This window comes from Cellulophaga sp. F20128 (assembly GCF_023015805.1).
GTDB lineage: Bacteria > Bacteroidota > Bacteroidia > Flavobacteriales > Flavobacteriaceae > Cellulophaga.
In genome coordinates this window covers 91,626-114,861 of the sequence record NZ_JALKBA010000005.1, presented here as the reverse complement: position 1 = coordinate 114,861, position 23,236 = coordinate 91,626, and the positions used below count along the sequence as shown (strand labels likewise).

At 35.5% G+C, this 23,236-nt stretch carries 18 protein-coding genes and 1 other RNA gene; 11 read left to right on the top strand and 8 right to left on the bottom strand.

Annotated features, from left to right (window positions below; genetic code table 11):
- Positions 1-8: 8 nt before the first annotated feature.
- Positions 9-911 (top strand): rod shape-determining protein, encoded by a 903-nt coding sequence (locus tag MWU65_RS07070; RefSeq protein ID WP_247076495.1) that lies wholly within the window; start codon positions 9-11, stop codon positions 909-911.
- A gap of 45 nt (positions 912-956) precedes the next feature.
- Here the strand turns inward: MWU65_RS07070 and MWU65_RS07065 are convergent, their stop codons facing one another.
- The 4 genes from MWU65_RS07065 to MWU65_RS07050 form a co-directional block, all read right to left on the bottom strand.
- Entirely contained in the window at positions 957-1,538 is a 582-nt protein-coding gene (locus MWU65_RS07065) for a tRNA-(ms[2]io[6]A)-hydroxylase (RefSeq protein WP_247076494.1), read from the bottom strand.
- Positions 1,539-1,625: 87 nt separating this feature from the next.
- Positions 1,626-3,452, bottom strand: coding sequence for an endonuclease/exonuclease/phosphatase family protein (locus MWU65_RS07060; RefSeq protein WP_247076493.1), 1,827 nt, complete (start codon positions 3,450-3,452; stop codon positions 1,626-1,628).
- Positions 3,453-3,621: 169 nt separating this feature from the next.
- Entirely contained in the window at positions 3,622-5,565 is a 1,944-nt protein-coding gene (locus MWU65_RS07055) for a c-type cytochrome (RefSeq protein WP_247076492.1), read from the bottom strand.
- A gap of 5 nt (positions 5,566-5,570) precedes the next feature.
- Positions 5,571-7,457: a DUF1080 domain-containing protein gene (locus MWU65_RS07050; protein ID WP_247076491.1), complete on the bottom strand. Its 1,887-nt coding sequence runs from the start codon at positions 7,455-7,457 to the stop codon at positions 5,571-5,573.
- Positions 7,458-7,823: 366 nt separating this feature from the next.
- Here MWU65_RS07050 and MWU65_RS07045 point away from each other — a divergent pair, with 366 nt between their 5' ends.
- The 9 genes from MWU65_RS07045 to MWU65_RS07005 all read left to right on the top strand — a co-directional run bounded on the left by MWU65_RS07045 (position 7,824) and on the right by MWU65_RS07005 (position 18,931).
- On the top strand, positions 7,824-8,540 hold the full coding sequence (locus tag MWU65_RS07045) for a ThuA domain-containing protein (RefSeq protein WP_247076490.1): 717 nt from the start codon (positions 7,824-7,826) through the stop codon (positions 8,538-8,540).
- 132 nt (positions 8,541-8,672) lie between these two features.
- Positions 8,673-12,026, top strand: coding sequence for a ThuA domain-containing protein (locus MWU65_RS07040; RefSeq protein WP_247076489.1), 3,354 nt, complete (start codon positions 8,673-8,675; stop codon positions 12,024-12,026).
- Between the two features lie 40 nt (positions 12,027-12,066).
- The gene (locus MWU65_RS07035) at positions 12,067-12,918 is read left to right on the top strand and encodes an EboA domain-containing protein (RefSeq protein WP_247076488.1); all 852 of its coding nucleotides are present in this window, start codon (positions 12,067-12,069) and stop codon (positions 12,916-12,918) included.
- 6 nt (positions 12,919-12,924) lie between these two features.
- Positions 12,925-13,833 carry a TatD family hydrolase gene (locus MWU65_RS07030; RefSeq protein WP_247076487.1) on the top strand — a complete coding sequence of 303 codons (909 nt, stop codon included), beginning with the start codon at positions 12,925-12,927 and terminating at the stop codon, positions 13,831-13,833.
- On the top strand, positions 13,834-14,733 hold the full coding sequence (eboC, locus tag MWU65_RS07025; protein WP_247076486.1) for a UbiA-like protein EboC: 900 nt from the start codon (positions 13,834-13,836) through the stop codon (positions 14,731-14,733). It abuts the gene before it with no gap.
- A gap of 12 nt (positions 14,734-14,745) precedes the next feature.
- On the top strand, positions 14,746-15,912 hold the full coding sequence (locus tag MWU65_RS07020) for a 3-dehydroquinate synthase (protein WP_247076485.1): 1,167 nt from the start codon (positions 14,746-14,748) through the stop codon (positions 15,910-15,912).
- 6 nt (positions 15,913-15,918) lie between these two features.
- A complete protein-coding gene (gene eboE / locus MWU65_RS07015) occupies positions 15,919-17,112 on the top strand; it encodes a metabolite traffic protein EboE (protein WP_247076484.1) in 1,194 nt (397 codons plus the stop codon).
- Positions 17,113-17,121: 9 nt separating this feature from the next.
- A complete protein-coding gene (locus MWU65_RS07010; protein WP_247076483.1) occupies positions 17,122-18,498 on the top strand; it encodes a nucleotide pyrophosphatase/phosphodiesterase family protein in 1,377 nt (458 codons plus the stop codon).
- 82 nt (positions 18,499-18,580) lie between these two features.
- Positions 18,581-18,931, top strand: a complete 351-nt coding sequence (locus MWU65_RS07005; protein ID WP_247076482.1) for a transmembrane 220 family protein — start codon at positions 18,581-18,583, stop codon at positions 18,929-18,931.
- Positions 18,932-18,934: 3 nt separating this feature from the next.
- Here MWU65_RS07005 and MWU65_RS07000 read toward each other — a convergent pair whose 3' ends face one another.
- The gene (locus MWU65_RS07000) at positions 18,935-20,722 is read right to left on the bottom strand and encodes a DNA polymerase III subunit gamma/tau (RefSeq protein ID WP_247076481.1); all 1,788 of its coding nucleotides are present in this window, start codon (positions 20,720-20,722) and stop codon (positions 18,935-18,937) included.
- 121 nt (positions 20,723-20,843) lie between these two features.
- On the opposite strand from MWU65_RS07000, the gene rnpB reads away from it, so the two are divergent.
- Positions 20,844-21,161: RNase P RNA component class A (gene rnpB / locus MWU65_RS06995), an RNA gene on the top strand.
- Here the strand turns inward: rnpB and MWU65_RS06990 are convergent.
- Genes MWU65_RS06990 through MWU65_RS06980 form a run of 3 tightly spaced genes read right to left on the bottom strand, consistent with a single transcriptional unit; the run spans position 21,160 to position 23,163 of the window.
- Positions 21,160-21,708 carry an RsmD family RNA methyltransferase gene (locus MWU65_RS06990; RefSeq protein ID WP_247076480.1) on the bottom strand — a complete coding sequence of 183 codons (549 nt, stop codon included), beginning with the start codon at positions 21,706-21,708 and terminating at the stop codon, positions 21,160-21,162. The two genes, rnpB and MWU65_RS06990, sit on opposite strands and share 2 nt — an antisense overlap.
- Positions 21,708-22,535, bottom strand: coding sequence for a DUF3822 family protein (locus tag MWU65_RS06985; protein WP_247076479.1), 828 nt, complete (start codon positions 22,533-22,535; stop codon positions 21,708-21,710). The genes MWU65_RS06990 and MWU65_RS06985 overlap by 1 nt, the downstream gene beginning before the upstream one ends.
- On the bottom strand, positions 22,516-23,163 hold the full coding sequence (locus MWU65_RS06980; RefSeq protein WP_247076478.1) for a hypothetical protein: 648 nt from the start codon (positions 23,161-23,163) through the stop codon (positions 22,516-22,518). Before MWU65_RS06980 ends, MWU65_RS06985 begins: the two co-directional genes overlap by 20 nt.
- Between the last annotated feature and the right edge of the window lie 73 nt (positions 23,164-23,236).

Below are 23,236 nucleotides of genomic sequence, written 5' to 3'. Positions count from 1 at the left end.
CTTTAATTGTGAAAATATTTAAGCTAGCTGCAATAGATATCGGTTCTAACGCTATTCGGTTGTTGATACATAATGTTATAGAATCTGAAGAAAAACCAACGGAGTTTAGAAAGAGCTCTTTGATAAGGGTTCCTATACGTTTGGGGGAAGACTCCTTTACGGTAGGTGAAATATCAGATAGAAATACAGAGCGTATCATTGATGCTATGAAGGCATTTAAACTATTAATGAATGTTAATGGGGTTGAAAATTATATGGCCTGTGCAACTTCTGCCATTAGAGAAGCAAATAACGGGTATGAAGTAGTGGAAAAAATTCTGGTAGAATCTGGACTAAAAATAGAGGTTATTGACGGTAAAAAAGAAGCCGCTATCATTGCTTCTACGGATCTTAAGAAACTAGTGAACAATGATCAAGGATATCTCTATGTAGACGTCGGGGGTGGTAGTACAGAATTCACCTTATTCTCTAAAGGAGAGATAATAGTCTCCAAGTCTTTTAAAATAGGTACTGTTAGATTGCTAAATGATTTGGTCAGTATAAAGGTGTGGGATCAAATAGAGCTATGGATAAAGCAGTATACCAAAGATTTACCTAAAATTTCAATAATAGGTTCTGGGGGAAACATAAACAAACTCCATAAAATGTCTGGCCGAAAACTAGGAGAACCCTTGTCTTATATTTGGCTCAATGCACAATATCATTTTTTAGAGAGTATGAGTTATGAAAATAGAATTACAGAGTTAGGACTAAACCAAGATAGGGCAGACGTTATTATTCCTGCAACCCGAATTTTCTTATCTGCTGCCAAATGGTCTGGCGCTAAAAAGGTGCATGTTCCTAAAATAGGACTGTCTGATGGGATGATTAAAACTTTGTATTACAAAGAAAGGTCTAAGGATAATATATAAATTACAACGGCTTAACAAGAATTGATCCTTAACTAGCCCTTTTGTTTACCCGTGAACACTGTCTTTGGTACTGAGGTTTTTCATTAAATCGGCTTCATAATCTAGTAGATCTTGCCATTTTTGATCCACTTCTTTTCGGTCCCCATATTGTCTCGCAAAATTTAAAAACATAGTGTAGTGTCCGGCTTCACTTATCATAAGTTTATGGTAAAATTCTGCCAGTTCTTTGTCTTGTAATTCTTCAGATAGTAATCTAAAACGTTCGCAACTCCGAGCTTCTATAAGTGCAGCATATAGTAATCTATGTACCAACTGGGTTGTTCTGCTACCTCCCTTGGGGAAGAATTTTAATAGGTCTACAACATATTCATCTTTACGATCCCTACCCAAGCTATTTCCACGGGCAATAATACGGTCATGTACCATTTTAAAATGGCCCATTTCTTCCCGAGACAAGGCAATCATTTCCTGAACCAATTCTGTGTATTCCGGAAAACTTACAATTAAAGAAATAGCTGTTGCAGCTGCTTTTTGCTCACAAAACGCATGATCTGTTAGTATTTCATCAATATTTTTTTCTACTATATTAACCCAGCGTGGATCTGTAGGGAGTTTTAAACCTAGCATATCTTATAAATTATACTACAAAAGTATGGATTATCATTCTTTAAATTGCGAAGCGCGACGTTTTCCCATTGAAAATTCTACTTTTTATTATTTTAATTCAAATTTTGAGAGAATCAAATTGTGATCTGATGGAAATCCACTGGGCCATGTAGATATAATCTTAGTAGCGGTATTCGTTAACCCTTTTCCCTTGTAATACAACTGATCAATTCTACTTCCTGAAGCATGGGAATACCCTGGAAAATCAGTAAAGTTTGAATATAAACTGCGATAAGCATCTGTAAATCCATTTTCCATTAATTGTACGGATGCAGGGTTGTCTCCACCGTCAGTATACGGAACTGCGTTAAAATCACCTCCAAAGAAAATAGGAATTTCATCCGAGTTATTAAAGTTTTCTTGGTGAAAATCATACACTAAAGGGAAGGATGACATTCCGTACCAGTTAGACATGGCAAAGAGCTGTTGCGTATTACTTATCGATATTTTCACAGCGACGTTCATGAATTCTGTTTCTTTTAAAACTTCTAATTTTTCTATTGGATACCTACTTAATACAGAAATATTAGACCCTTGAAAACAATAATCCCAGTCCGAGGTAGTAGCAAAATAATATCCCAATTCTGCTGCGATATAATCTCCAGAAGAATATGTTTCTTGCATTAAAACAATATCAATATTATTTTCTTTGATCATTTCAGCAATCCGTAGACGAGAATCCCAGCCATCACCGTTCACGGTAAAGTGTTTTCCGCCATGCCATATGTTCCAAGAGGCTACCGTGATAGTATCTTGTTTTTCTTTTAACTTAAAAGCTGTTGTGTTTTTATACTGTGAATAATTGTTGTGAACTTCTTCAGGGGTTAGTGTCCTTTTCCAAATGCTAAGTTCATCCATAGAAAAGTCTGAGGGATACAATCGTTCTTCTTGGGTATATTTATTGGCGTGGTACATATTAATAGTAACCTGGCCATTTTTTAGGCTATATAGTTTGCTTATAGGCTTCAATTTTGTTAATTCCATATTTTGGAAAACCGTATAGGGGTTTGCAGATAACTTACTTCTGGCCTTCATTACCGCATTAAAAAATACTTCTTTTTCTTGGGATAAGGTCTCGGTAGAAATCTTAGATTTTCTAAGGTATAATTCTTTTGGATCTACAATAAGGCTTAAAAATTCTTCTTCTGTAACATGTTCAATTTCTAAATTATTAAAAGCATCTACTAAGGCCTGAAGGGTTGTGGCGCCATTTGTTATGCTTGGTAATATTTGGGTGTCATAATTAAAACTGTTTTTTTGGGAACCTATGGTGAGCGGATTTGTATTTTTAAATTCAAAGCCAACATTGTAAATGGCTTTAGCTTGGCCATCATAGTACAATCTAATTTCTGATAATTCTTTGCTGTACGTCATGGTCAATTGATGCCAGTTGCCATCATTTAGAGGTGCTTTGTCTCCATTGCTTCTTTCGTAATTTAAGCGTCTGTTACCGGAACCAATAGTCCAAGCAAAAGTGCCACCAGAACTATACCATGCCCATCCTGCATTTTTTTGACTGACAATACCTTTGTCTAAAAATTCTTTTTGAGAAAGTAGGACCGTGGCATTCTTAGATGTTGTTTTTATCCAAAACTGAACCGTAAAATCTTCAGCACCATCTAAGGAGAGTAGGTCTAGTTTTACAGTTGCAAAATCGTTCGTTGGGGTAAAAGAAAGTGCCTTTTTATGAATTCCGTCAACAAAGGAATAGGTGTCTCCTTTAAAGGTGTAAGCACCACTTTGTAACTGTTGATTAAAAGGAAAGAGCAGCGGCTGCGTTTGTTTACTAATTTTGTTAGATTGGGCGTTAGCTAAAATTGTATGTAGTAGTAGAATAACGATAATTTTTGTGCTATTTTTTATCAGAATTTTCATTGTTATTTTATTTTGTGATCCCATAAAATGGTTGGTTAGGAGGGGTTGAATTCGCTATAAATTATATGGAATAGTAAAAGTATGAAGAATCATTCTTTAAAATAAAAAAAGACATACTTTCTATAGTAGAAAATATGCCTTTTAGTGGTTTAAGTGGTTGGTTAGTGTGCTATTTTAAAGAATTAATCCAGGCTGCAATTTGCAAAGCCTCTCCTTTAGGAACTTGAGGCATTGGAGCCATTGGTGTAGCGTATTCTGGCCAGTTTTTTGGTTGCGGGTTGTATATCAATTCTACTATTTTTTCGTTGGAATATTTCCGCTTCGCAATCTCTTTAAAAGAGGGGCCAATAACCCGTTTGTCTTTTTGATGACAAGCTACACAGGTATTGGAGGTTAATAATGGTTGTATGTCTTTATCAGACAAAATAGCTATCCCGCTAGTTATCTTTGGTACTGTTTTTTTGACAACTATTTTCTTTTTAGATGCGCTAGATCGTTTGGTAGAAAGTTCTGAAGGGGTTAGCTTTTCGCCTTCTGGTATATTGTTTAAGGTGTAATAAAATGTAGGATGAAGGGTAATATTTTCACTCTCCTTGGCTTTAACTCCTGGCAGTGTAATTTCATGCACATAATATTGTCTTAAATTATCAGTTACAATTCTAACTTTTAAACCATCATCACTTACGCTAACTCCTTTTAATTTGATTGCCTCAATGTTCGTTTGCGGACTACCGTAAGCGGCGTGGTATTTATAGATATAACTTTTTCCTTGGTAGGAGTCTAAATCTTCAGCAGAAGCTTTATCAACTGGCATTGTAAATTCAATTTCAAATCCATCCGGCATGGCTTTTACAGTTTTCATTTCAAAAGGAGTTCGGCCGGTCCAGGTTAAATATTCAAGCCCAGAATTGGTAGTTCCTGCAGATCCCCAGCCACGATTTGTTTCGCCTACAAAAAGTCTTCCGTTGTGGTCAAAATCCATTCGCATAACCCCAGATTGAAAGCCCGATCTAAAATCAAAGGCAACACCTTGATATTCTCCCTTTATTTTTTCTAATACTACCCGCATTATTTTACTTTGACCCATATCACCAACCAGTAATTGCCCGGCAAAAGGACCAAATTTCCCGTCTGTTTTGTCTTCTAATATTTCAGAATTAGAGATCCCTAAGATACCGTGTGGTAGTATTACCGCAGGTAATTGTAGTTCTGGAAATGCTTTTTTTAGTTCGTACCCAAAATCAGGATCCGCTTCATCAATTATATTTTCTGGTTTTACAAAGCGTCCATTTTTGCGAACTTGCCTTTTGTCAATTTTACTATAAAATTGTGCTTCAGTAAGTTTTATAGGAGAATCTTTTTCTCCCGACCACTTTAGCCCTGCCGGGTGGCCAGCAAAAGCTCCTTTTGGTAAATGCCATAACGCTCCAGATCCAACCCAGTCTCCTTGATTGTCTGTGTAAAATAGTTCATCGTTGTATAAGCCATAACCAGCGGGCGAACGCATACCAGTAGCCCAAGGTTCCATAGATCCATCTTCAGATATCTTCATAGTCCATGCTCTCCATGGTACTCTGCTTTCTCCACGCCACCATTCTTCATTGCCAAAGGCAACATTGGCAGTAACAAAAAATGTGTTATCCGGAGCTAAAACAGGTCCAAAAGAATATTCATGGTAGTGTGTAGACAATGGCCAAGCATAAATGGTTTGGTAGATGTCAGCAATCCCATCAACATCAGAATCAATTAATTTGGTAAGTTCACCTCTTTGAACAGTGTATAAGGCACCATCTTTATAGGCTAGGCCTAAGGGTTCGTGTAAACCAGATGCAAATTTTTTAAATGTGGGTTGCACTCCATTGTCCATTGCAGGGTTTTCAATAATCCAAACATCACCTCTACGTGTACAAACCGCTAAGTTTCCATTGGGTAGGGATAAAACACCACCGCCCTCTATTAACACCCCTTCTGGTGTGGGTACAGTTGTAAGTCTATAATAATCATCTTCTATTGTATTATTTTGAGCTTCAATAGCGTGCTGAGATGCAAAAAGAAGCATTAAAAATACTACGACTCTAAATTTTTGTATTGTATGTTTTTTATGAATTTTCATAGCTATTACCAAATTATTTCATAATTAATAGTACTACCATCAACAGGAATTATTAATTCTGATGTTCCATTTATGGTTCTTATTGTTGCTTTTTGTCCAGATAATACCTGTACGTAATACTCTTGATTGTTTATGGCAAACGATCCATCTTTTAAAGATGTTATGTTGCCAGAAGCAATTTTGTAGTACCAATTTGTTGCCGCTACATCCGCGAATTTTATTTCATGGATAAAATGTGTGTTGTTTTCAGATGGTGTAATTGTGTTTTCGATCGTAACACCTTTGTATTCACTTTTAAATACGGGTAGTCCTGTGTTTGCCGCAATAGCATATCCTAAGGCTTTAAAATCTGAACTAGCTGTTTCTGGGAAAGCGGTTTGCATGGTATTAAGTGCTGCTACGGGTCTACTTAAAAAAGTCCACTGTACAGCACCCTTCGGGGTAAAGGATCCGTTACCACGGCTATGCCACATAGGGGTGGCATTTACAAAGTCTCCACGCCAAACGCCAATAATATTAGCGGCAGCTAAATCATATACAAAATTTAAACCCTCTGGAGTTCCAACTCCAATGGTATGCGATAGGCGTTTTTCATTACCTCTAAAATTTACAAAACCTCTAAGTAAAACAGGTTTAGCTGCTGCTTCTACATATATTGGCGACACTGAATTAACGAGAGGTGGATAGGAATCTAAGGTGTGAAACTTCTTTGGATTAGTGTTGCTACCTTTAATAGTTAGGCCTAGTCGCGGGGCTCTCCAACCAGCCGATTTTATATTTGTTAAAGTAAATGGATGTTGTCCTGGTGCTAAGGCTACTGTAGCGTTTAAAGTGCCTTGGTCACTTGGTGAATTCTTTTTAAGGATAGAATTTCCATCTAAAATAAAATCAATACCTCCAGTATAGCCCACTGATATTGTGTAGTCATCTTGTTCCTTTATGTTTAGAATTCCAGTGTATTGAATCCCTAAATTGTCTTCTTCATCAACAACATTAATGTCAATGAATTCAGCTTCTTTTTCTAAGGAAGATTCGTTGGTGTCAATATCTTCCAGTCCTTTGAAGATGTTTTTGTAGGTCTTGTATTTTAGAGATGTAATTTCTACATCGGAATCTCGCAATAATTGATATTTAATATTTTTAAATGCCATTGGCCCATGATCTCCTTGTATTAATAAAGGCCCTCTGGTAGTTTCCTCTTTAGATATTGGTCCACCTGTTGGCAATGGCACTTCTACATTATTGTGTATTTGAATCCCGTTTAATTCTACAGAAACAAATTTTGCATTTGAAATTTTATCTCCTTGGGCATTAAATTTTGGAGCTTGAAAATGAATGGAAAGTTTTTGCCATAAACCGGGGGCTTTTGCAGCATTAGAAATGGGAGCAATGCCTCTAAATATTTTGGATGGTTCTTCTTCCCAGTTTCGGTGTATACCACCCAAATCATTATGCTTAGGTAAACTAACGCCCCAACTATCTTTAATCTGTAATTCATACCTGCCTTGTAAGTAAATACCAGAATTAGATCCTTTAGGGATCATTACTTCTAGCTCTAGCTTTAGGTCACCGTGTTCCCACTTTGTTAGTAGATGGTCTTTCTGTGCTGCATTATAATTGTTAAATAAAATTCCGTTACCTTCTTCTATAGAAACTGGCTTTGGGATATCTGCAAGCTTTTTTTTGTTTTTTCTTTTTCTTTTTTTTGTGTCATTTTCAGGGGTAATGTCATTAGCGTGTACGTCAATATTTCTATCTACTAGTACATTCCCAACAATTTTCCAATTGCCGGCTTGGCTTCTAAAACTATCCATATTGTCTAATGATAGTTGCTCTTGAGCAAATAGTCCAACAGACATGCATATGAATAGCAATGAGAGTTTAATTTTCATAAAGTTTAGCTTAGTTTTTAATTTAAAAATTTAAAAGTAACACAAATCGTGTGTTCTAAAATGCTAAATTAAAAATTTGTCACAAAATGATCTGATTTGTGAAATAGCGATTCATCTCTATTAGATGTTTTATCTAGAGCAATGATAGTTAAGGTAATTCATTGGTATTTAAGGTGATAGTGATTTTGTGGTTTTGTAAATTTAGTATTGAAATTCATATTTGTTTTCGGTTTAAACTTTCTGAATTAACCTTTACAGAAATTGTTCTTAGATATCATTTTTTCATTGCATTAAATTTAATTAATTTGGTAAGCTTAAATGCGATGAAATAAATTCAATCCAACATACAGAATTATGAATAAAACGATGAAAACTTCCCTACTATTAGTATTGCTCTTTGCAATTTTTAGTTCCTTTACAAAGAAAGAAGATAAAGTATTGGTTTTTAGTAAAACTGAAGGGTTTAGGCATGGAGCTATAGAAGCAGGAATTGCATCCTTAAAAAAAATGGGTAAGGAGAAAAATTTTACTGTGGTAGCCACAGAAGATGCCGCTTTTTTTACAAAAGATGTGTTAGAAACATACGCAGCAGTAATTTTCTTAAACACAACTGGTGATATTTTAAATGATGCACAACAAGTAGCATTTGAAAATTACATTAAAACTGGAGGTGGTTTTGTTGGTGTACATGCCGCTACTGATACAGAGTATGACTGGCCTTGGTATAATAAATTGGTTGGCGCCTATTTTTTAAACCATCCAAAGCAACAAGAAGCTACCTTAACTATAGTAGATAAAAAACATCGTTCAACCAAAATGTTAGGCGATACTTGGCAAAAGTTTGATGAGTGGTATAACTTTAAAGATATCAATCCAGATATTAATGTGCTTATAGAAATTGATGAAAGCAGTTATGAAGGTGGTAAAAATGGAGCACACCATCCAATGTCTTGGTATCATAATTATGATGGTGGAAGGGCTTTTTATACAGGGATGGGTCACACCGATGAGACTTTTGGAAATCCTAAATTTTTAGAACATCTCTATGAGGGGATAAAATATGCTATGGGGCATAAAAAATAGAAACAAATGGCTCAATAACCGCTGGTAATTTAATAGATTGAAGGGTATATAAGCTGCATAGAAATTAGTCGCCTTTAGGTATAAAAAACTAAGATAATTAAAAAATTAGCTGTCCGTTAATAAATAAATAAAATGATGAATCAAATAATTAAGTCGACCTTAATACTACTGGTCTTTACCTTATTTTTATCCTGTGAAAAGAAGGAAGAAAAAATACTAGTTTTTAGTAAAACTGCTGGCTTTAGACATGGTTCTATAGAGGCTGGAATTGCGTCGATGGAAAAAATGGGACAAGAGAATAACTTTACAGTTGTTGCCACGGAAGATGCCACATTTTTTACAGAAGACATTTTAAAAGAATATGCTACAGTAGTTTTTATGAATACTACTGGAGATGTTCTCAATGATGTACAACAGGCAGAATTTGAAAGGTACATTCAAGCTGGAGGTGGTTTTGTAGGGGTACATGCGGCTACAGATACGGAATATGACTGGCCTTGGTATAACAAATTAGTTGGCGCCTATTTTTTAGGTCATCCTCATCAACAAGAAGCAACCTTAAATATTGTAGATAAGACCCATAGCTCAACTAAAATGTTGGGAGATACTTGGCAAAAGTTTGATGAATGGTACAATTTTAAAGATATCAATCCAGATATTAATGTGTTAATAGAAATTGATGAGAATAGTTATGAAGGTGGTAAAAATGGAGAACACCACCCAATTTCTTGGTATCACGATTATGATGGGGGAAGAGCTTTTTATACAGAGATGGGGCATACAGATGAAACTTTTGAGAACCCTAAATTTCTAAGTCATTTATATGAAGGGATTAAGTACACAATAGGAAATAATAAATTAAACTACGATTTAGTTGTTACTGAACGTATTCCTGAAGAAAATAGGTTTCATAGAGAGGTGTTAGATTTTAACTTGAATGAGCCTATGGAATTGGATGAGCTTCCAGGGAGAGGCATTTTATTTGTAGAACGGAGAGGTGCAATAAAATTATATGATTTTGCAGCCAAACAAACCAAGGTAATAGCACAGCTAGATGTTCGTTACCACAATGAAGACGGACTTATAGGTCTTGCGGTAGATCCAAACTACACTGCAAACAATTGGATTTACTTGTTCTATGCAACCAATAATGGAAAAATCCAACAACACATATCTAGATTTACACTTAAGGATGATGTTCTAGATATGGCTTCCGAAAAAATTATATTGACAATACCAACAGAAGAGAGTTGTTGCCATAGTGGTGGTTCATTAGAATTTGGTCCAGATGGTAATTTGTTTATTGGGGTAGGAGATAATACCAATCCGTTTGCTTCTAATGGTTTTGCGCCTATAGATGAACGAGAAGGGCGGGAATCTTGGGACGCCCAGAGATCTGCGGGTAATGCTAATGATTTAAGAGGTAAAATATTAAGAATATCACTAAAAGATGATGGTACGTATACCATTCCTAAAGGAAATTTATTTCCGGAAGGAACTCCTAAAACACGACCAGAAATTTATGTGATGGGATTACGAAATCCATTTCGCTTAACTGTTGATAGTGAAACTGGATATGTGTATTGGGGTGATGTTGGTCCAGATTCTGGGAAAGACAATGATACCCGAGGACCTAAAGGAATGGGAGAATTTAATCAAGCCAGATCCGCAGCTAATTATGGGTGGCCTTATACTCGTGGTAACAATCAGGTGTATAACGATTATAATTTCACTACAAATACTTCTGGGGCAAAGTTTGATCCTAACAATCTAATAAATGATTCGCCCAACAATACTGGCATTCAAAAACTTCCCCCAGCACAAAAATCCATGATCTGGTTTTCTTACGATGCTTCTGAAGAGTTTCCGTGGTTGGGAAAAGGAGGCGTAAACCCTATGGGAGGACCTGTATTTAGAAAGGCAGACTTTGCAGAAGGTGTCCCTACATTTCCATCGTATTTTGAAGGTAAGTTTATTGCCTATGAATGGATGCGCGATTGGATTTATGTTGTTTCAATGGATGAAAATGAAAATTATGTAAAAGCAGATCCATTTATGGAAAATGATAAATTTTCTCATCCAATGGATATGATATTTGCTTCTGATGGTAATTTATATGTTTTGGAATATGGACAAAGTTGGAATACCCAAAATATGGATGCACGCTTAAACAGAATTTCATATATAGAAGGTAACCGTGCGCCTATAGCTAAAATTACAGCAAATAAAATTGTAGGATCTTCTCCTTTAACAGTCGATTTTTCAGGTGAGGCATCCATAGATTATGATAAAGATGATCTAATCTACAATTGGTTTTTTGATGGGAATGAAGTACAAAGTACGGAGGCCAATCCAAATTACACATTTACTACTGATGGTTTGTATACTGTAAAGCTAAAAGTAACGGATAAAGCAGGCCAAATTAGTGAAACTAATACAAAAATACTTGTTGGAAATGATGCGCCAGAGATGCAAATAGAAATTGACTTATCAGAAAAACTTTACAGTGATAATGGTAAGGTCAATTATAATGTTATTGTAACAGATGCACAAGATGGTACAACTGCAGATAACAGTATAAGTGCCGACAAGGTAAAAGTAACCATTGACTATATTCCTGAAGGAAAAGATATGGTAAAGGCAACAATAGGACATCAACAAAATACGGTGCCTAAAGGAAAGCAACTTATAGACGCTACCGATTGTGCCGCTTGCCATGCAGAAGGAATTAAAGTAAATGGACCAAGTTATCTAGAGATTGCCAAGAAGTATACCGACAAAGATAAAAACTACCTTATAGGAAAAATAATAAAAGGTGGTTCAGGTGTTTGGGGAGAAGCAATGATGTCTGCTCATCCACAGTTAAAAACTGATGAAGTAAGTTATATTGTAGATTACATTTTAAGCTTAGATGCTAAAGAAAATAAATCGCAAAAAGTATTGCCGTTAAAAGGAACCTATACATTTAAGGAGCATGTAGGTAAAAATGATAATGGCATCTATGTTTTAATAGCCAGTTATTTAGATGAAGGGAATGAAAAAGTAGCAGATTCTAAATTGTCAATTCAAAAGCAAGTGGTTATTAAGGCACCAATTTTAGAGGCAGAGAAGGCCAATCAAAAAAGTAATGGGGTAACAACTTGGAGCGCCAAGGGTAAAGGTTTGGCTGGTTCCTTAAAACATAATTCTTTTTTGAAATTTAATAAGGTTGTCCTTCAAGATTTAAAGAAGATTAATTTCTCAGCTTTTTTTGATAAAAATTATCACTATAAAGGTACGGTAGAGTTTAGAGAAGGTGCTGTAGACGGTAATTTAATAGGCACTGTTGCTGTGGAATATTTTGATAAGAATAAGAATGCGTTAAAGAATTATACGGTTGTTGTAAAACCTACGGTAGCTAAAAGCGCACTTTTTGTAGTTTTTAAAAATGAAGAAGACAAAGGCCAATATGTGGCTAACGCGGATTCATTTTATCTTAAATATTAAGAATATCAATGCAAATACAATTTGTACTTAGAAATCGATAATGAAAAATACAAAGACCCAATTATTACAAATTATACAAAAAAATGCAGCGGAAGAACATACGGAGTGGTTGCAGTCTAAAATAATAAAGATAGTAACAGAAACGTCTACCAAAGACTTATACCTGACCTATAGTTTAATAGCGTCTAAATTTAAGTTAGGGGATTCTTTAGAATTAAATATTGATGCTGTTGAGTTGCAGTCGTATTTAGAACTGCAAAAAGCCAACCTACAACAAATTGCTCGCATTTACCTGTTAACAAGTGTGCTAGAATCTAATCCAGAGTTTTTTAAAGATAAGGTGGCCAATATTATTCAAGTTGCAGACACTGGTGAATTAGAGACTTTTCTCAAGTTTTTGGTATTGTTGCCCAATGCTGAAGATTTCAAATTTGTTGCTGTTGATGCTTTGCGCACCAATATTGCAACTGTTTTTGATGCAATTTATGTTCACAACCCGTATCCTGCCTTGTATTTTGACGACCAGCAATGGAATCAAATGTTTTTAAAGGCCGCTTTTATGGATCGGGATTTAACAATGTTCCATTCTATAGATTCAAAAGCAAATAAAGATTTAGCGCGAATTATATCTGATTATGCGCATGAACGCTGGGCTGCAGGGAGAGCAATAAACCCCTATTTTTGGCGTCCAGTAAGTAACTATATTGAGGGAGTACTTGCCGATGATATGCAGCGATTATTAAAAAGTAAAAATAAAGAAGAGAATAAAGCAGCGGCACTATGCTGCTATAACTCTAATAAAGTTGAAGCTCAAAAAATGTTAGAACAATACCCAAGCTTGTTACAACAATTGAAAGAAAATAAATTAACTTGGGACACGCTAAAAGATTGATGAAAAATGAAAGATAAAATGATGTTTATAGATCCGCACGTACATATGACTTCTAGAACAACGGATGATTATGAAGCAATGGCAGCGGCTGGAGTAGTCGCAATAATAGAACCTTCTTTTTGGTTGGGGCAACCTCGAACACAGGTGGGGTCATTTCAAGATTATTTCAGTAGCTTGGTTGGCTGGGAGCCTTTTAGGGCGAGTCAATTTGGAATAAAGCATTACTGTACCATTGGATTAAATTCTAAGGAGGCAAACAATGAGGCTTTGGCTGAACAAGTAATTGAGTTATTGCCTTTATATGTGCATAAGGAGAATGTTGTAGCCATAGGAGAAATTGGTTATGATGACCAAACGGCAGCAGAAGATAAGTACTTTAGAATGCAGTTAGACTTGGCAAAGGAACTTGGTATGACAGTTCAAATTCATACGCCGCATAGAGATAAAAAAGCAGGTACTATTAAAAGTATGGAAGTTTGTTTGGAACATGGCTTAGACCCAAGCAATGTAATTATTGATCACAATAATGAAGAAACGGTTAAGGAGGTTCTAGACAGAGGGTTTATTGCAGCATTTACAATTTACCCTAAAACTAAAATGGGAAACGAACGCATGGTAGAAGTTGTACGCCAATACGGCAGTACCAATATCATTGTAGATAGTTCTGCAGATTGGGGTGTTAGTGATGCCTTAGCGGTACCTAAAACTGCTGGTTTAATGCTTCGCAGTGGTATTACTAAGGAAGATGTTGTTAAAACATGTTACCAAAACGCATTGGATGCCTTTGGTAAGAATGGTAAAATGAAAGAATCTCATTGGTTGGGAGAAGGAGGTGTTGACCAGTCACAATTATTTAATGATAATAGTGTATTACGCGGGCAGGCACCAAAAATAGACAACGATAAAATAGTGTAAATGAACGCAGTCCTCAAAGGGTATTTAAGCTTAATGCGCCCTGCGAACTTACCAACCGCCGCAGCCGATATTTTTGCAGGTATGGCAATAGCTGGTGTTTTCGCCGATTTTTCTAGTTCTAATTTTGGTTTTCTATTTACCCAAGATCCTTTAATGCTCATAGTGTCGTCTGTTATGTTGTATGCAGGAGGTGTGGTGTTAAATGATGTCTTTGATTTTGAATTGGATAAAATTGAACGCCCGGAAAGAGCAATTCCAAGCGGATTAATTCCGTTGAAGTCGGCTGCAATTTTTGGAAGTATCTTACTTCTAACAGGAATTGTTTCTGCCTATACAGTGAGTAATTTATCGGGTAGCATTGCTGTAATCTTAACTATTTTTATACTTTCTTATGATTATTACGCCAAGCATAAACTGGTGCTAGGCCCTATTAATATGGGAATATGTAGAGGATTAAACCTCTTGTTAGGGATAAGTATTTTGGGTACAGTACACAGCCTAGAATTCACTATAATTCCTGTTATTTATATCGCGGCCATAACACTGATTAGTAAAGGTGAAGTGCATGGTGATAATAAAAGTCATATTGTATTTGCAGGCGTTTTGTATGCTTTGGTTTTAGGACTAATAGCTGGTTTTGTTTTTTTTAAAACAGAAAATATTTTACAAACACTTCCTTTTTTAGCACTTTTGGCCTTTTTAATCTTTAGGCCATTACGAAATGCCTACAAAGTCAATTCTCCGCAAAACATAAAAAAGGCAGTAATGGGTGGGGTGTTATCTCTTATTATTTTAGATGCGACAATTGCCGTAGGATTTTCACATTTCTTTATGGGTATTTTAATTATCTTGTTATTACCTTTATCCATGTTTTTATCCCGGCTTTTCGCGGTAACATAAAGTTTTTTTCCAATGAATTTAAATGAACCTATTGTACAGTCTTTTAAAGTGGCGTACAATTATAAATTACACTTTACAGAACAGTTGTTTTCGGTAGAAAATAAATTGTTTCAGTCTATATTGTCATCCTATAAACCAGAAGGAGCAACAAAAGTTTTTTTTGTTTTGGATAGTGGCGTAGCTGAACATCATTCTGAATTAGTAAATCAAATAGAGACCTATTGTAAGCATTACGCTGCAACCATTCAATTTACAAGTATAGCTATTGTTCCAGGAGGAGAGCAAAGTAAAAATAGTACAGGCTTTATTGATGGGGTATTACAGGGTATCGATAATAATAAAATCTGTAGGCATTCGTTTGTGGTTGCCATCGGTGGCGGAGCGGTCATAGATATGGTTGGTTATGCAGCTGCCATAGCGCATAGAGGCGTGAAATTAATTCGGATTCCTACCACAGTACTGTCTCAGAACGATTCTGCAGTAGGTGTAAAGAATAGCGTAAACATCTTTGGTAAAAAGAACTTTTTGGGAACTTTTGCCCCGCCTTACGCAATTATAAACGACAGCAGTTTTTTAGATACATTAGAAGATAGGGATTGGATTTCTGGTATTTCAGAAGCTATTAAAGTGGCATTAATTCGCGATGCAAAATTCTTTGCTTTTATAGAAAAAAATGCAACTGCTTTGTTTCAAAAAGACAAAGAAAGTATGCAGTATCTAATTTATAGATGTGCACAATTGCATATGGAACATATCGCACAAGGCGGTGATCCTTTTGAAAGTGGCTCTTCACGTCCCCTTGATTTTGGACATTGGGCAGCACACAAATTAGAATATATGACCCAATACCAATTGCGCCACGGAGAAGCGGTTGCTATTGGTATGGCTATAGATCTAACCTATGCTTATCTTATTAATTTTATTAGTGAAGATACTTTAAAATCAATTTTAGAAGTTTTGAAACAGGTTGGTTTTAGCTTACAAGTACCTTTAAAAGATGATTCGGAATTAACCCAATTATTGGGCGGTATTGAAGAATTCAGGGAGCATTTAGGTGGTGAATTAACAATTACGCTGATTTCTGAAATAGGTTCTAAATGCGATGTACATACTATTGATATGGATCTTATGAAACAAGCCATAACCATGTTGCCAACCCTAATAACTGAAAAAGTATAGTTAAAAATGCTTGTAAATAATACCTTTCATTATACCTATTGCACCAATATTCACGGAGGTGAAAATTGGGAGGTTACCCTAAAAAATCTAAAAGAATTTGTGCCAACCATTAAAAAAGAAGTAGCGGCAGCTGTTCCTTTTGGTTTGGGGTTGCGCCTGTCTAATAAAGCTAGTGAGGAATTGCAATTGGGTGATACCTTGGTTCAGTTTAAACATTGGTTAGATGCCAACGGCTTATATGTTTTTACAATGAATGGATTTCCCTATGGGAATTTTCATAACGAAATTGTAAAAGATATGGTACACGCGCCAGATTGGACAACCAATGATCGAGTAGTGTATACAAAACGATTGTTTGATCAATTGGCTTTTTTATTGCCTGAAGAACAAGAGGGAGGAATCTCTACTTCTCCTATAAGCTATAAACATTGGCATGCATCTGAAGACGATAAGGTAAAAGTATTGGAAATAGGTGCTAAAAATTTAGCTTCTATTGTAATGCATCTAAGCAAGCTAGAAGCCACAACAGGGAAGTATCTACATTTGGATATAGAGCCAGAACCAGATGGAATGTTAGAAAATACCCCAGAATTCCTTTCATTCTATCAAGAGTATTTATTGCCAATCGCAGGTGAAATAGTGCAAAAGGAATCTGGAATTTCTAAGGTTAAAGCAGAGGAATTAATTTATAGGCACATTACTATTTGTTACGATATATGCCATTTTTCATTGGCTTACGAAGAACCAGAAGATACCTTCTTAAAACTTAAAAAGGCAAACATTAAAGTGGGAAAAATTCAAGTTAGTTCTGCTTTAAAAATTATTTTTGACGATAAACCACATGATGCTATTTGGCAATCATTATCCAATTTTAATGAGGAAACCTATTTGCATCAAGTCACTGAAAAAGTAAATGGAGTTGTTACCGTGTATAACGATTTGCCCATCATTTTAGAACAGAAAAAAGAGCATACGGAACTAAGAGCTCATTTTCATGTGCCTATTTTTCTAGAAGCATTTGATAATTTATTGTCCACCCAAGATCAAATTTTAAAAGTGATGGAGTACCTTAAAAGGGACGCTATTTGCAATCATATTGAGGTAGAAACCTATACTTGGGAGGTATTGCCTAAAAATTTAAAGATACCTTTGGATAAATCCATTAGCAGGGAACTAAATTGGTTATTACAAAAATTTTAATTGATTAGTATGAAGAAGACAGTTGTACTTAATGTTGTGGGATTATCAAAACGACTCATTGGAGAACATACTCCCTTTATTAAATCGTTTTTAGAGAAGGGTAAATCTACGGTTATAAAACCAGTGTTGCCAGCAGTAACCTGCGCAGCCCAATCTACATATCTTACTGGAAAATGGCCTTCTGAACACGGAATTGTGGGCAATGGCTGGTATTTTAAAGATGAGAGTGAAGTTAAGTTTTGGAGGCAATCCAACAAGCTTGTAGAAAGCAAGAAACTGTGGGATGCCTTAAAAGAAAAAGACAGTAATTTTAGCTGTGCCAATCATTTTTGGTGGTACAATATGTATTCTACGGCCGATTATAGTGTAACCCCAAGGCCAAACTATTTGGCAGACGGACGAAAAATACCGGATTGCTATTCGCAACCGCCTGAATTACGAGATACCTTGCAAAAGGAATTGGGAACCTTTCCTTTGTTCCATTTTTGGGGACCAAAAACAACGATTAAATCCAGCCAATGGATTGCAGATGCTGCCATTAAAACAGATGTGTTGCACAACCCTACGCTAAGCTTGGTTTATTTGCCACATTTAGATTATAACTTACAACGTTATGGATTAGATTTTAATATCATTTCTAAAGACTTACAGGAGATTGATGGAGTAGTAGAGCAGTTGGTGACCTATTACCAAAAACAAGATTGTACTATTGTTTTATTGTCTGAATACGGTATTACCAATGTAAATAATCCAATTCACTTAAATAGAATACTGCGAAAAGAAGGGTATCTACAAGTTCGGGAAGAAAGAGGGCTAGAATTGCTAGATGCTGGTATTAGCAAGGCTTTTGCTGTTGCAGATCATCAGATAGCACATATTTATTTGAACGATCCATCGGTTAAAGACAAAGTAATTTCTGTATTAAAAAATATGGAAGGGGTTGAGAAGGTATTGTATGATGACGAATTGAAAGCTGCTAATCTAAGTCATGATCGATGTGGTGATCTTGTGGTTGTGGCAGATAAAAATTCATGGTTTACTTATTATTTTTGGTTGGATGATGCTAAGGCACCCGATTATGCAAGAATGGTAGATATTCACAAAAAGCCAGGCTATGATCCGGTGGAAATGCACACAGATCCCAAAGATAAATTGTTAATGCCTAAGGTGATCTGGAAATTGTTGAAAAAGAAAATGGGCTTTAGAACGGTAATGAATATTATCCCGATAGATGCTACTTTAATTAAAGGTTCGCATGGAAGATTGCCAGAAAGTGAAGAAGATTATCCTGTTTTTATAAGCAATACAGAAGCTGTAGCATTAGATAAACCCTTGTTAGGAACCGATGTTTATGGGATATTAGAACACTATGTTTTGGAAGATTAATAAGAGCAACATTTTATTTTATGATCAAAATCAGTTTTAGATTGTATAAAATTGACGTATTTTAAGGAAAAACATCAGCTGTATGAAAACATTTATTAAACTATTTGCAGTAGTTTTTGCAATATTATCCGTAGTCTCTGCCTATTTACAATTAAATGATCCAGATCCAGAACTTTGGATTACAATCTATATAATTTCTGCTGTAGCAGCCCTACTTTTTGTCTTACAAAAGTTACCCTACCAAGTGTATTTACTATTGTTTGTTGGTTGTGTGGTTGGAGCGTATTTGTTTTGGCCTGCTGATTTTGAAGGGGTTACCATTGACAATGGTGATATTAATAATATAGAACACGCAAGAGAATCGTTAGGGTTGTTAATTGTTGGTGTGGTAATGTTATTGTTTACGGTAAGAACCAAAAGAAAAGGGAATTAATACCTATAGTCCCAAATCAAACTCCTGACGCAAAAGGTCTATAACAGGGTTTTTTTCACGTAGTTTATTGTATTTCTCTTCTGGAGTAAATGCAAACTTTTTTATAGCTTCTTCATTTACCGTAATTTCTAGGGAAAGGAAATGGTTGTTGAGCTCCTTCTTTAGGTGCTCCATAAGCTCATATTTTTCGCGTTCAACTTCTTTTTTCATAGTGTCATTAGGAAGTTGAATACAAATAATAGTCCGTTCTTTTAATTTTGGAACATCACTATGAAGGTTGGAGGCTAAAATACGTTGACCCTCAGCTTCAATTTTGTCAACAAAGGCACTCCAGAGTTCTTGTAATCTTTCTACTGTAAAATCATCATTGGGTAATGAATCTTCATCAATAATAACATCTATTTTATTGAGTTTATGCTGTTGTTTAGCCTTTAAACTAGATAAGGATAAGCCAGAAACTCTTTTGGGAGGCATACCCTCTAATTTTTTTAGAACTGCAACCGGTTCTTCTTCCTTTTCTTTAGTGGTGTTTTGGATTTCTGTTTCGGAAGTTGGTGCAATTTTAGAGGCTATTGTAGGAGCGGTAGTCGTTGAATCGTTATTTGCTGTGGCTGTATTTGAGGCTTCAGCTTGTTTTTTATCTGGACTAGGTTTGCGGTCACTAAAGTGAGCAGCTGGAATTAGTGCAATGGTTTGAAACGCTAAGGCTAGGGATTCAGGGTTTTTTTTTTCTCCATCAAAACTGATAGAGGCTAATTTCATTAAGGCTAATTCAACTAACAACCGTTGATTCTTACTTGTCTTGTAATTTAGATCTGTACTATTAGCTATGTCTATAGCCGTGAGTAAAAACGGATTGTTTGTTTGTTGTGCTTGTTCTAAATATCTTTTTTTAGCTTCTTCCCCAACCTCTAGCAAATCAATAGTATTTGGATATTTGCAGACCATTAAATCTCTAAAATGAGAAGCGAGTCCAATAATAAAATGATGCCCATCAAAACCTTTGCTTAGTGTTGTATTGAATAAAACCAATAAAGAAGGGATATCATTTTTTAAAATATAGTCTGTTGCATCAAAATAGGTGTCGTAGTCTAAAACATTTAAGTTTTCAGTAACGGCCTTACGGGTTAATTGTTTTCCAGAAAAACTTACCACCCTATCAAAGATAGAAAGTGCATCTCGCATAGCGCCATCTGCTTTTTGAGCTATAATATGCAAGGCGTCATCATCTGCTTCAATGCCTTGATTCTCTGCGATATATTTTAAATATTCTGCAGCGTCTTTTACGGTAATTCTTTTAAAATCGAATATTTGACAACGTGAAAGTATCGTAGGTATAATTTTGTGCTTTTCGGTGGTGGCTAAAATAAAGATTGCGTGCTTTGGTGGTTCTTCTAATGTTTTTAAGAAAGCATTAAAAGCGGCTTGCGATAACATGTGTACCTCATCTATAATATACACCTTGTATTTTCCCACTTGTGGTGGTATGCGAACTTGGTCTATTAAACTCCGAATACCGTCTACGGAGTTGTTGGATGCCGCATCTAATTCAAAAATATTAAAGGCAAAATCTTCATCGGTCTGATCTTTACCATCAGAATTAATCATCTTAGCTAGGATACGAGCACAGGTAGTTTTACCCACACCTCTTGGCCCAGTAAACAATAAAGCTTGTGCTAAATGATTGTTTTCTATGGCATTAAGGAGGGTGTTTGTAATAGCCTTTTGTCCCACAACATCCTTAAATGTTTGTGGTCTGTATTTCCGGGCTGATACTACAAATGGTTCCAAATTTGATCTTGTTTTAAGTTTGATGATAACATCAATACAAATATAAAAATACCCAGTAATTCTAGGGCGTATTTCATAAAGTTTAAGTCCTTACTTATCAACAATTGGTTTACCTTTGTACGGAGCAGGTCACTCTATCGCTTTAGAGTAACTTTGTTGGTCTAAAGAGGAAAGTCCGGACACCATAGTGAGGCATAGCGGGTAATGCCCGTCCGTTGTAAAACGAGGACAAGTGCAGCAGAAAGTATGTACAGGTAATGCTGTAGTGAAACCAGGTAAACTCTATGCGGTGCAACGCCATGTAAATTAGCGTTTAAGGGTACACGCCCAAGCTAAAGGGTAGGCGGTTTGAACTTTTGGGTAACTAAAAGTCTAGATAAATGATAGAGGAGTTTCTTTTAGAAACTTTACAGAATCCGGCTTATGACCTGCTTTTTTTATTCTTCCGATTTTTTTTCAAAAAAACTAAAAACACTTCCACCATACCTTTTGAGATACGAAAAATATGGTAATTCTTCCAATTTAGTGTGCTTGGAATGTTCCACAATTAAAACTCCATCTTCGGTAAGTAAATTGTTTTGAAATACCAGTGCGGGGATTTTTGAGAAATCTTCTTGCGACAAGTCATACGGAGGATCTGCAAAGACCACGGTAGACTGTATTGAGGTGCGTTCTAAATATTTAAAAACATCACTTTTTATAGTAGAAATATTAAATTCTAAGGACTTGGCTGTTTCACTAATAAACTTTACACAACCAAAATTGGCATCTACGCAAATAATATTTTCTGTACCACGTGAAGCAAATTCATAACTGATATTACCTGTGCCAGCAAAAAGATCTAATACGCTAATATCTTCAAAATAATAGGTGTTGTTTAGAATATTAAAGAGGGCTTCTTTGGCCATATCAGTAGTAGGTCTAACTGGCAATTTTTTAGGAGCAGTTATCCGTTTACTTTTATGTTTTCCTGATATGATGCGCATTATAAAGCGTTTAAGAGCGTGAAATCTATATTTTTTGTGGTGTAATCACCCAAATGAAATGTGGTATGGTCCGGCACGTAGATAGCGGCATTGTTAAAATGCTCATAACAACCTTTGTAGATAGCGCTTTCTTCTTCAATATCGCCAAACAGCCTAAGTTGTAAAGTTTCTGGATCTAAGTTTAATTGTTCACAGGTAAAGAGTAAATAATATAAAAAGTCTTCTGTGGTGGTGTATTCAAAACTATTAAATAAAAGCAACCTCTTTTTAGAAATGACGGTAATATCCATTTGGTTTTCGGAGGCGTACACATAACAAGTTACATCCTTGCCACTATTGTTATTTAAGAGCGAAGCGGTAATGACAGAGGAACTATGTTTAAAGGTAAATTCGCCAAATAAATCATAGATATAATTATTGATATTCACGAAAGGAACAAAAACATTTATCATTTCATAGTTTTCTACTTCGTCATACGCTATTAAATCGGTTACTAAAACCTTCGTATTGTACTTTAAATAGTTGGACATCTCTTCTTCAACGAAAATTGCCTTGGGAACAAAGCAAAATAAGGTATTTCGATGCGTAACAATAACTTCCGAAAATTGTTGCGAAGGTATATTTTGAGCTACAAACTGGGTTAGTAGTTCTTTCTCTAATTCTAGAGGAGTTACTTCCGTGTCAAAAACGGTCGTTTTAGAGAGTAAAACGGTATTGTCAATAGTGTCAACGATACAAAAAGAAAGTCCATTCAAACTAATTTGAATGGACAATTTTTTATAATTAGATGTTGAATCTAAACGAGTATTAATTTGCTTTTCTGTCATAAATTGGAGGCCAGTTACCGCTCGTGCTTACATCATCTAAAGAACCAACGAGAATTTCATCGCCGTTAATTTCTTCCACACTGTTAAGCACTTTTTCTCTATCTAGTAAATCTTTAGGTTGATCGTATAAAACAACGTCTTTTTTTACAGAAACTTTAAAAACAGAAGCTATAAAACCTCCTTTTTCAATTTCGTCAGTTTTCATTGTAAACTTTTCATTGTTTTTAGCAAATGGGACATTCATCATTGTTTTGTACCTGTCGCTATCTTTAAACAAAGAATCTTTAATGCTGACAAATCCTAATGTGTCAATAAGTTTAACATCTCTCTGCACATCAATCTGCAATCTGTTGTCATACTCCATGTACGAAGAGTCTCTTTGTTGTGTAAGCACAAATTGACCTCCATCTACAAATTTTACTAAAGATTCAAAACTAGGAGAAAATACTCCTTTAACAGTTTTGTGCGCCTCTTGTGCGCTTCTAATATCCTTTAAAGAATTTATTACGGCTTGGAAACGCTCTTGTTTTACTTTTTTAAACTCAATTGGGCCATTTACAGATTGGAAAATCATATATCCAAAAAAGATAGCTAATAACCAGAGAACAATTTTAATTACGGTTTTCATTAGAATAGTGTTGTTTTTATTTAGTGGTTAACACAAATCTACAATTTTTTTTTAATCACAAAAGTATTTCCCC

Excerpts from the sequence above, each read along its gene's own strand:
- MWU65_RS07040 (WP_247076489.1), top strand. The coding sequence starts at position 8,673 with ATGATGAATCAAATAATTAAGTCGACCTTAATACTACTGGTCTTTACC.
- MWU65_RS07030 (WP_247076487.1), top strand. The coding sequence starts at position 12,925 with ATGAAAGATAAAATGATGTTTATAGATCCGCACGTACATATGACTTCT.
- eboC (WP_247076486.1), top strand. The coding sequence starts at position 13,834 with ATGAACGCAGTCCTCAAAGGGTATTTAAGCTTAATGCGCCCTGCGAAC.
- MWU65_RS06980 (WP_247076478.1), bottom strand. The coding sequence starts at position 23,163 with ATGAAAACCGTAATTAAAATTGTTCTCTGGTTATTAGCTATCTTTTTT.
- MWU65_RS07020 (WP_247076485.1), top strand. The coding sequence starts at position 14,746 with ATGAATTTAAATGAACCTATTGTACAGTCTTTTAAAGTGGCGTACAAT.
- MWU65_RS07005 (WP_247076482.1), top strand. The coding sequence starts at position 18,581 with ATGAAAACATTTATTAAACTATTTGCAGTAGTTTTTGCAATATTATCC.
- MWU65_RS07035 (WP_247076488.1), top strand. The coding sequence starts at position 12,067 with ATGAAAAATACAAAGACCCAATTATTACAAATTATACAAAAAAATGCA.
- MWU65_RS07045 (WP_247076490.1), top strand. The coding sequence starts at position 7,824 with ATGAAAACTTCCCTACTATTAGTATTGCTCTTTGCAATTTTTAGTTCC.
- MWU65_RS07010 (WP_247076483.1), top strand. The coding sequence starts at position 17,122 with ATGAAGAAGACAGTTGTACTTAATGTTGTGGGATTATCAAAACGACTC.
- MWU65_RS07050 (WP_247076491.1), bottom strand. The coding sequence starts at position 7,457 with ATGAAAATTAAACTCTCATTGCTATTCATATGCATGTCTGTTGGACTA.
- MWU65_RS06985 (WP_247076479.1), bottom strand. The coding sequence starts at position 22,535 with ATGACAGAAAAGCAAATTAATACTCGTTTAGATTCAACATCTAATTAT.
- MWU65_RS06990 (WP_247076480.1), bottom strand. The coding sequence starts at position 21,708 with ATGCGCATCATATCAGGAAAACATAAAAGTAAACGGATAACTGCTCCT.
- eboE (WP_247076484.1), top strand. The coding sequence starts at position 15,919 with ATGCTTGTAAATAATACCTTTCATTATACCTATTGCACCAATATTCAC.
- MWU65_RS07055 (WP_247076492.1), bottom strand. The coding sequence starts at position 5,565 with ATGAAAATTCATAAAAAACATACAATACAAAAATTTAGAGTCGTAGTA.
- MWU65_RS07065 (WP_247076494.1), bottom strand. The coding sequence starts at position 1,538 with ATGCTAGGTTTAAAACTCCCTACAGATCCACGCTGGGTTAATATAGTA.
- MWU65_RS07060 (WP_247076493.1), bottom strand. The coding sequence starts at position 3,452 with ATGAAAATTCTGATAAAAAATAGCACAAAAATTATCGTTATTCTACTA.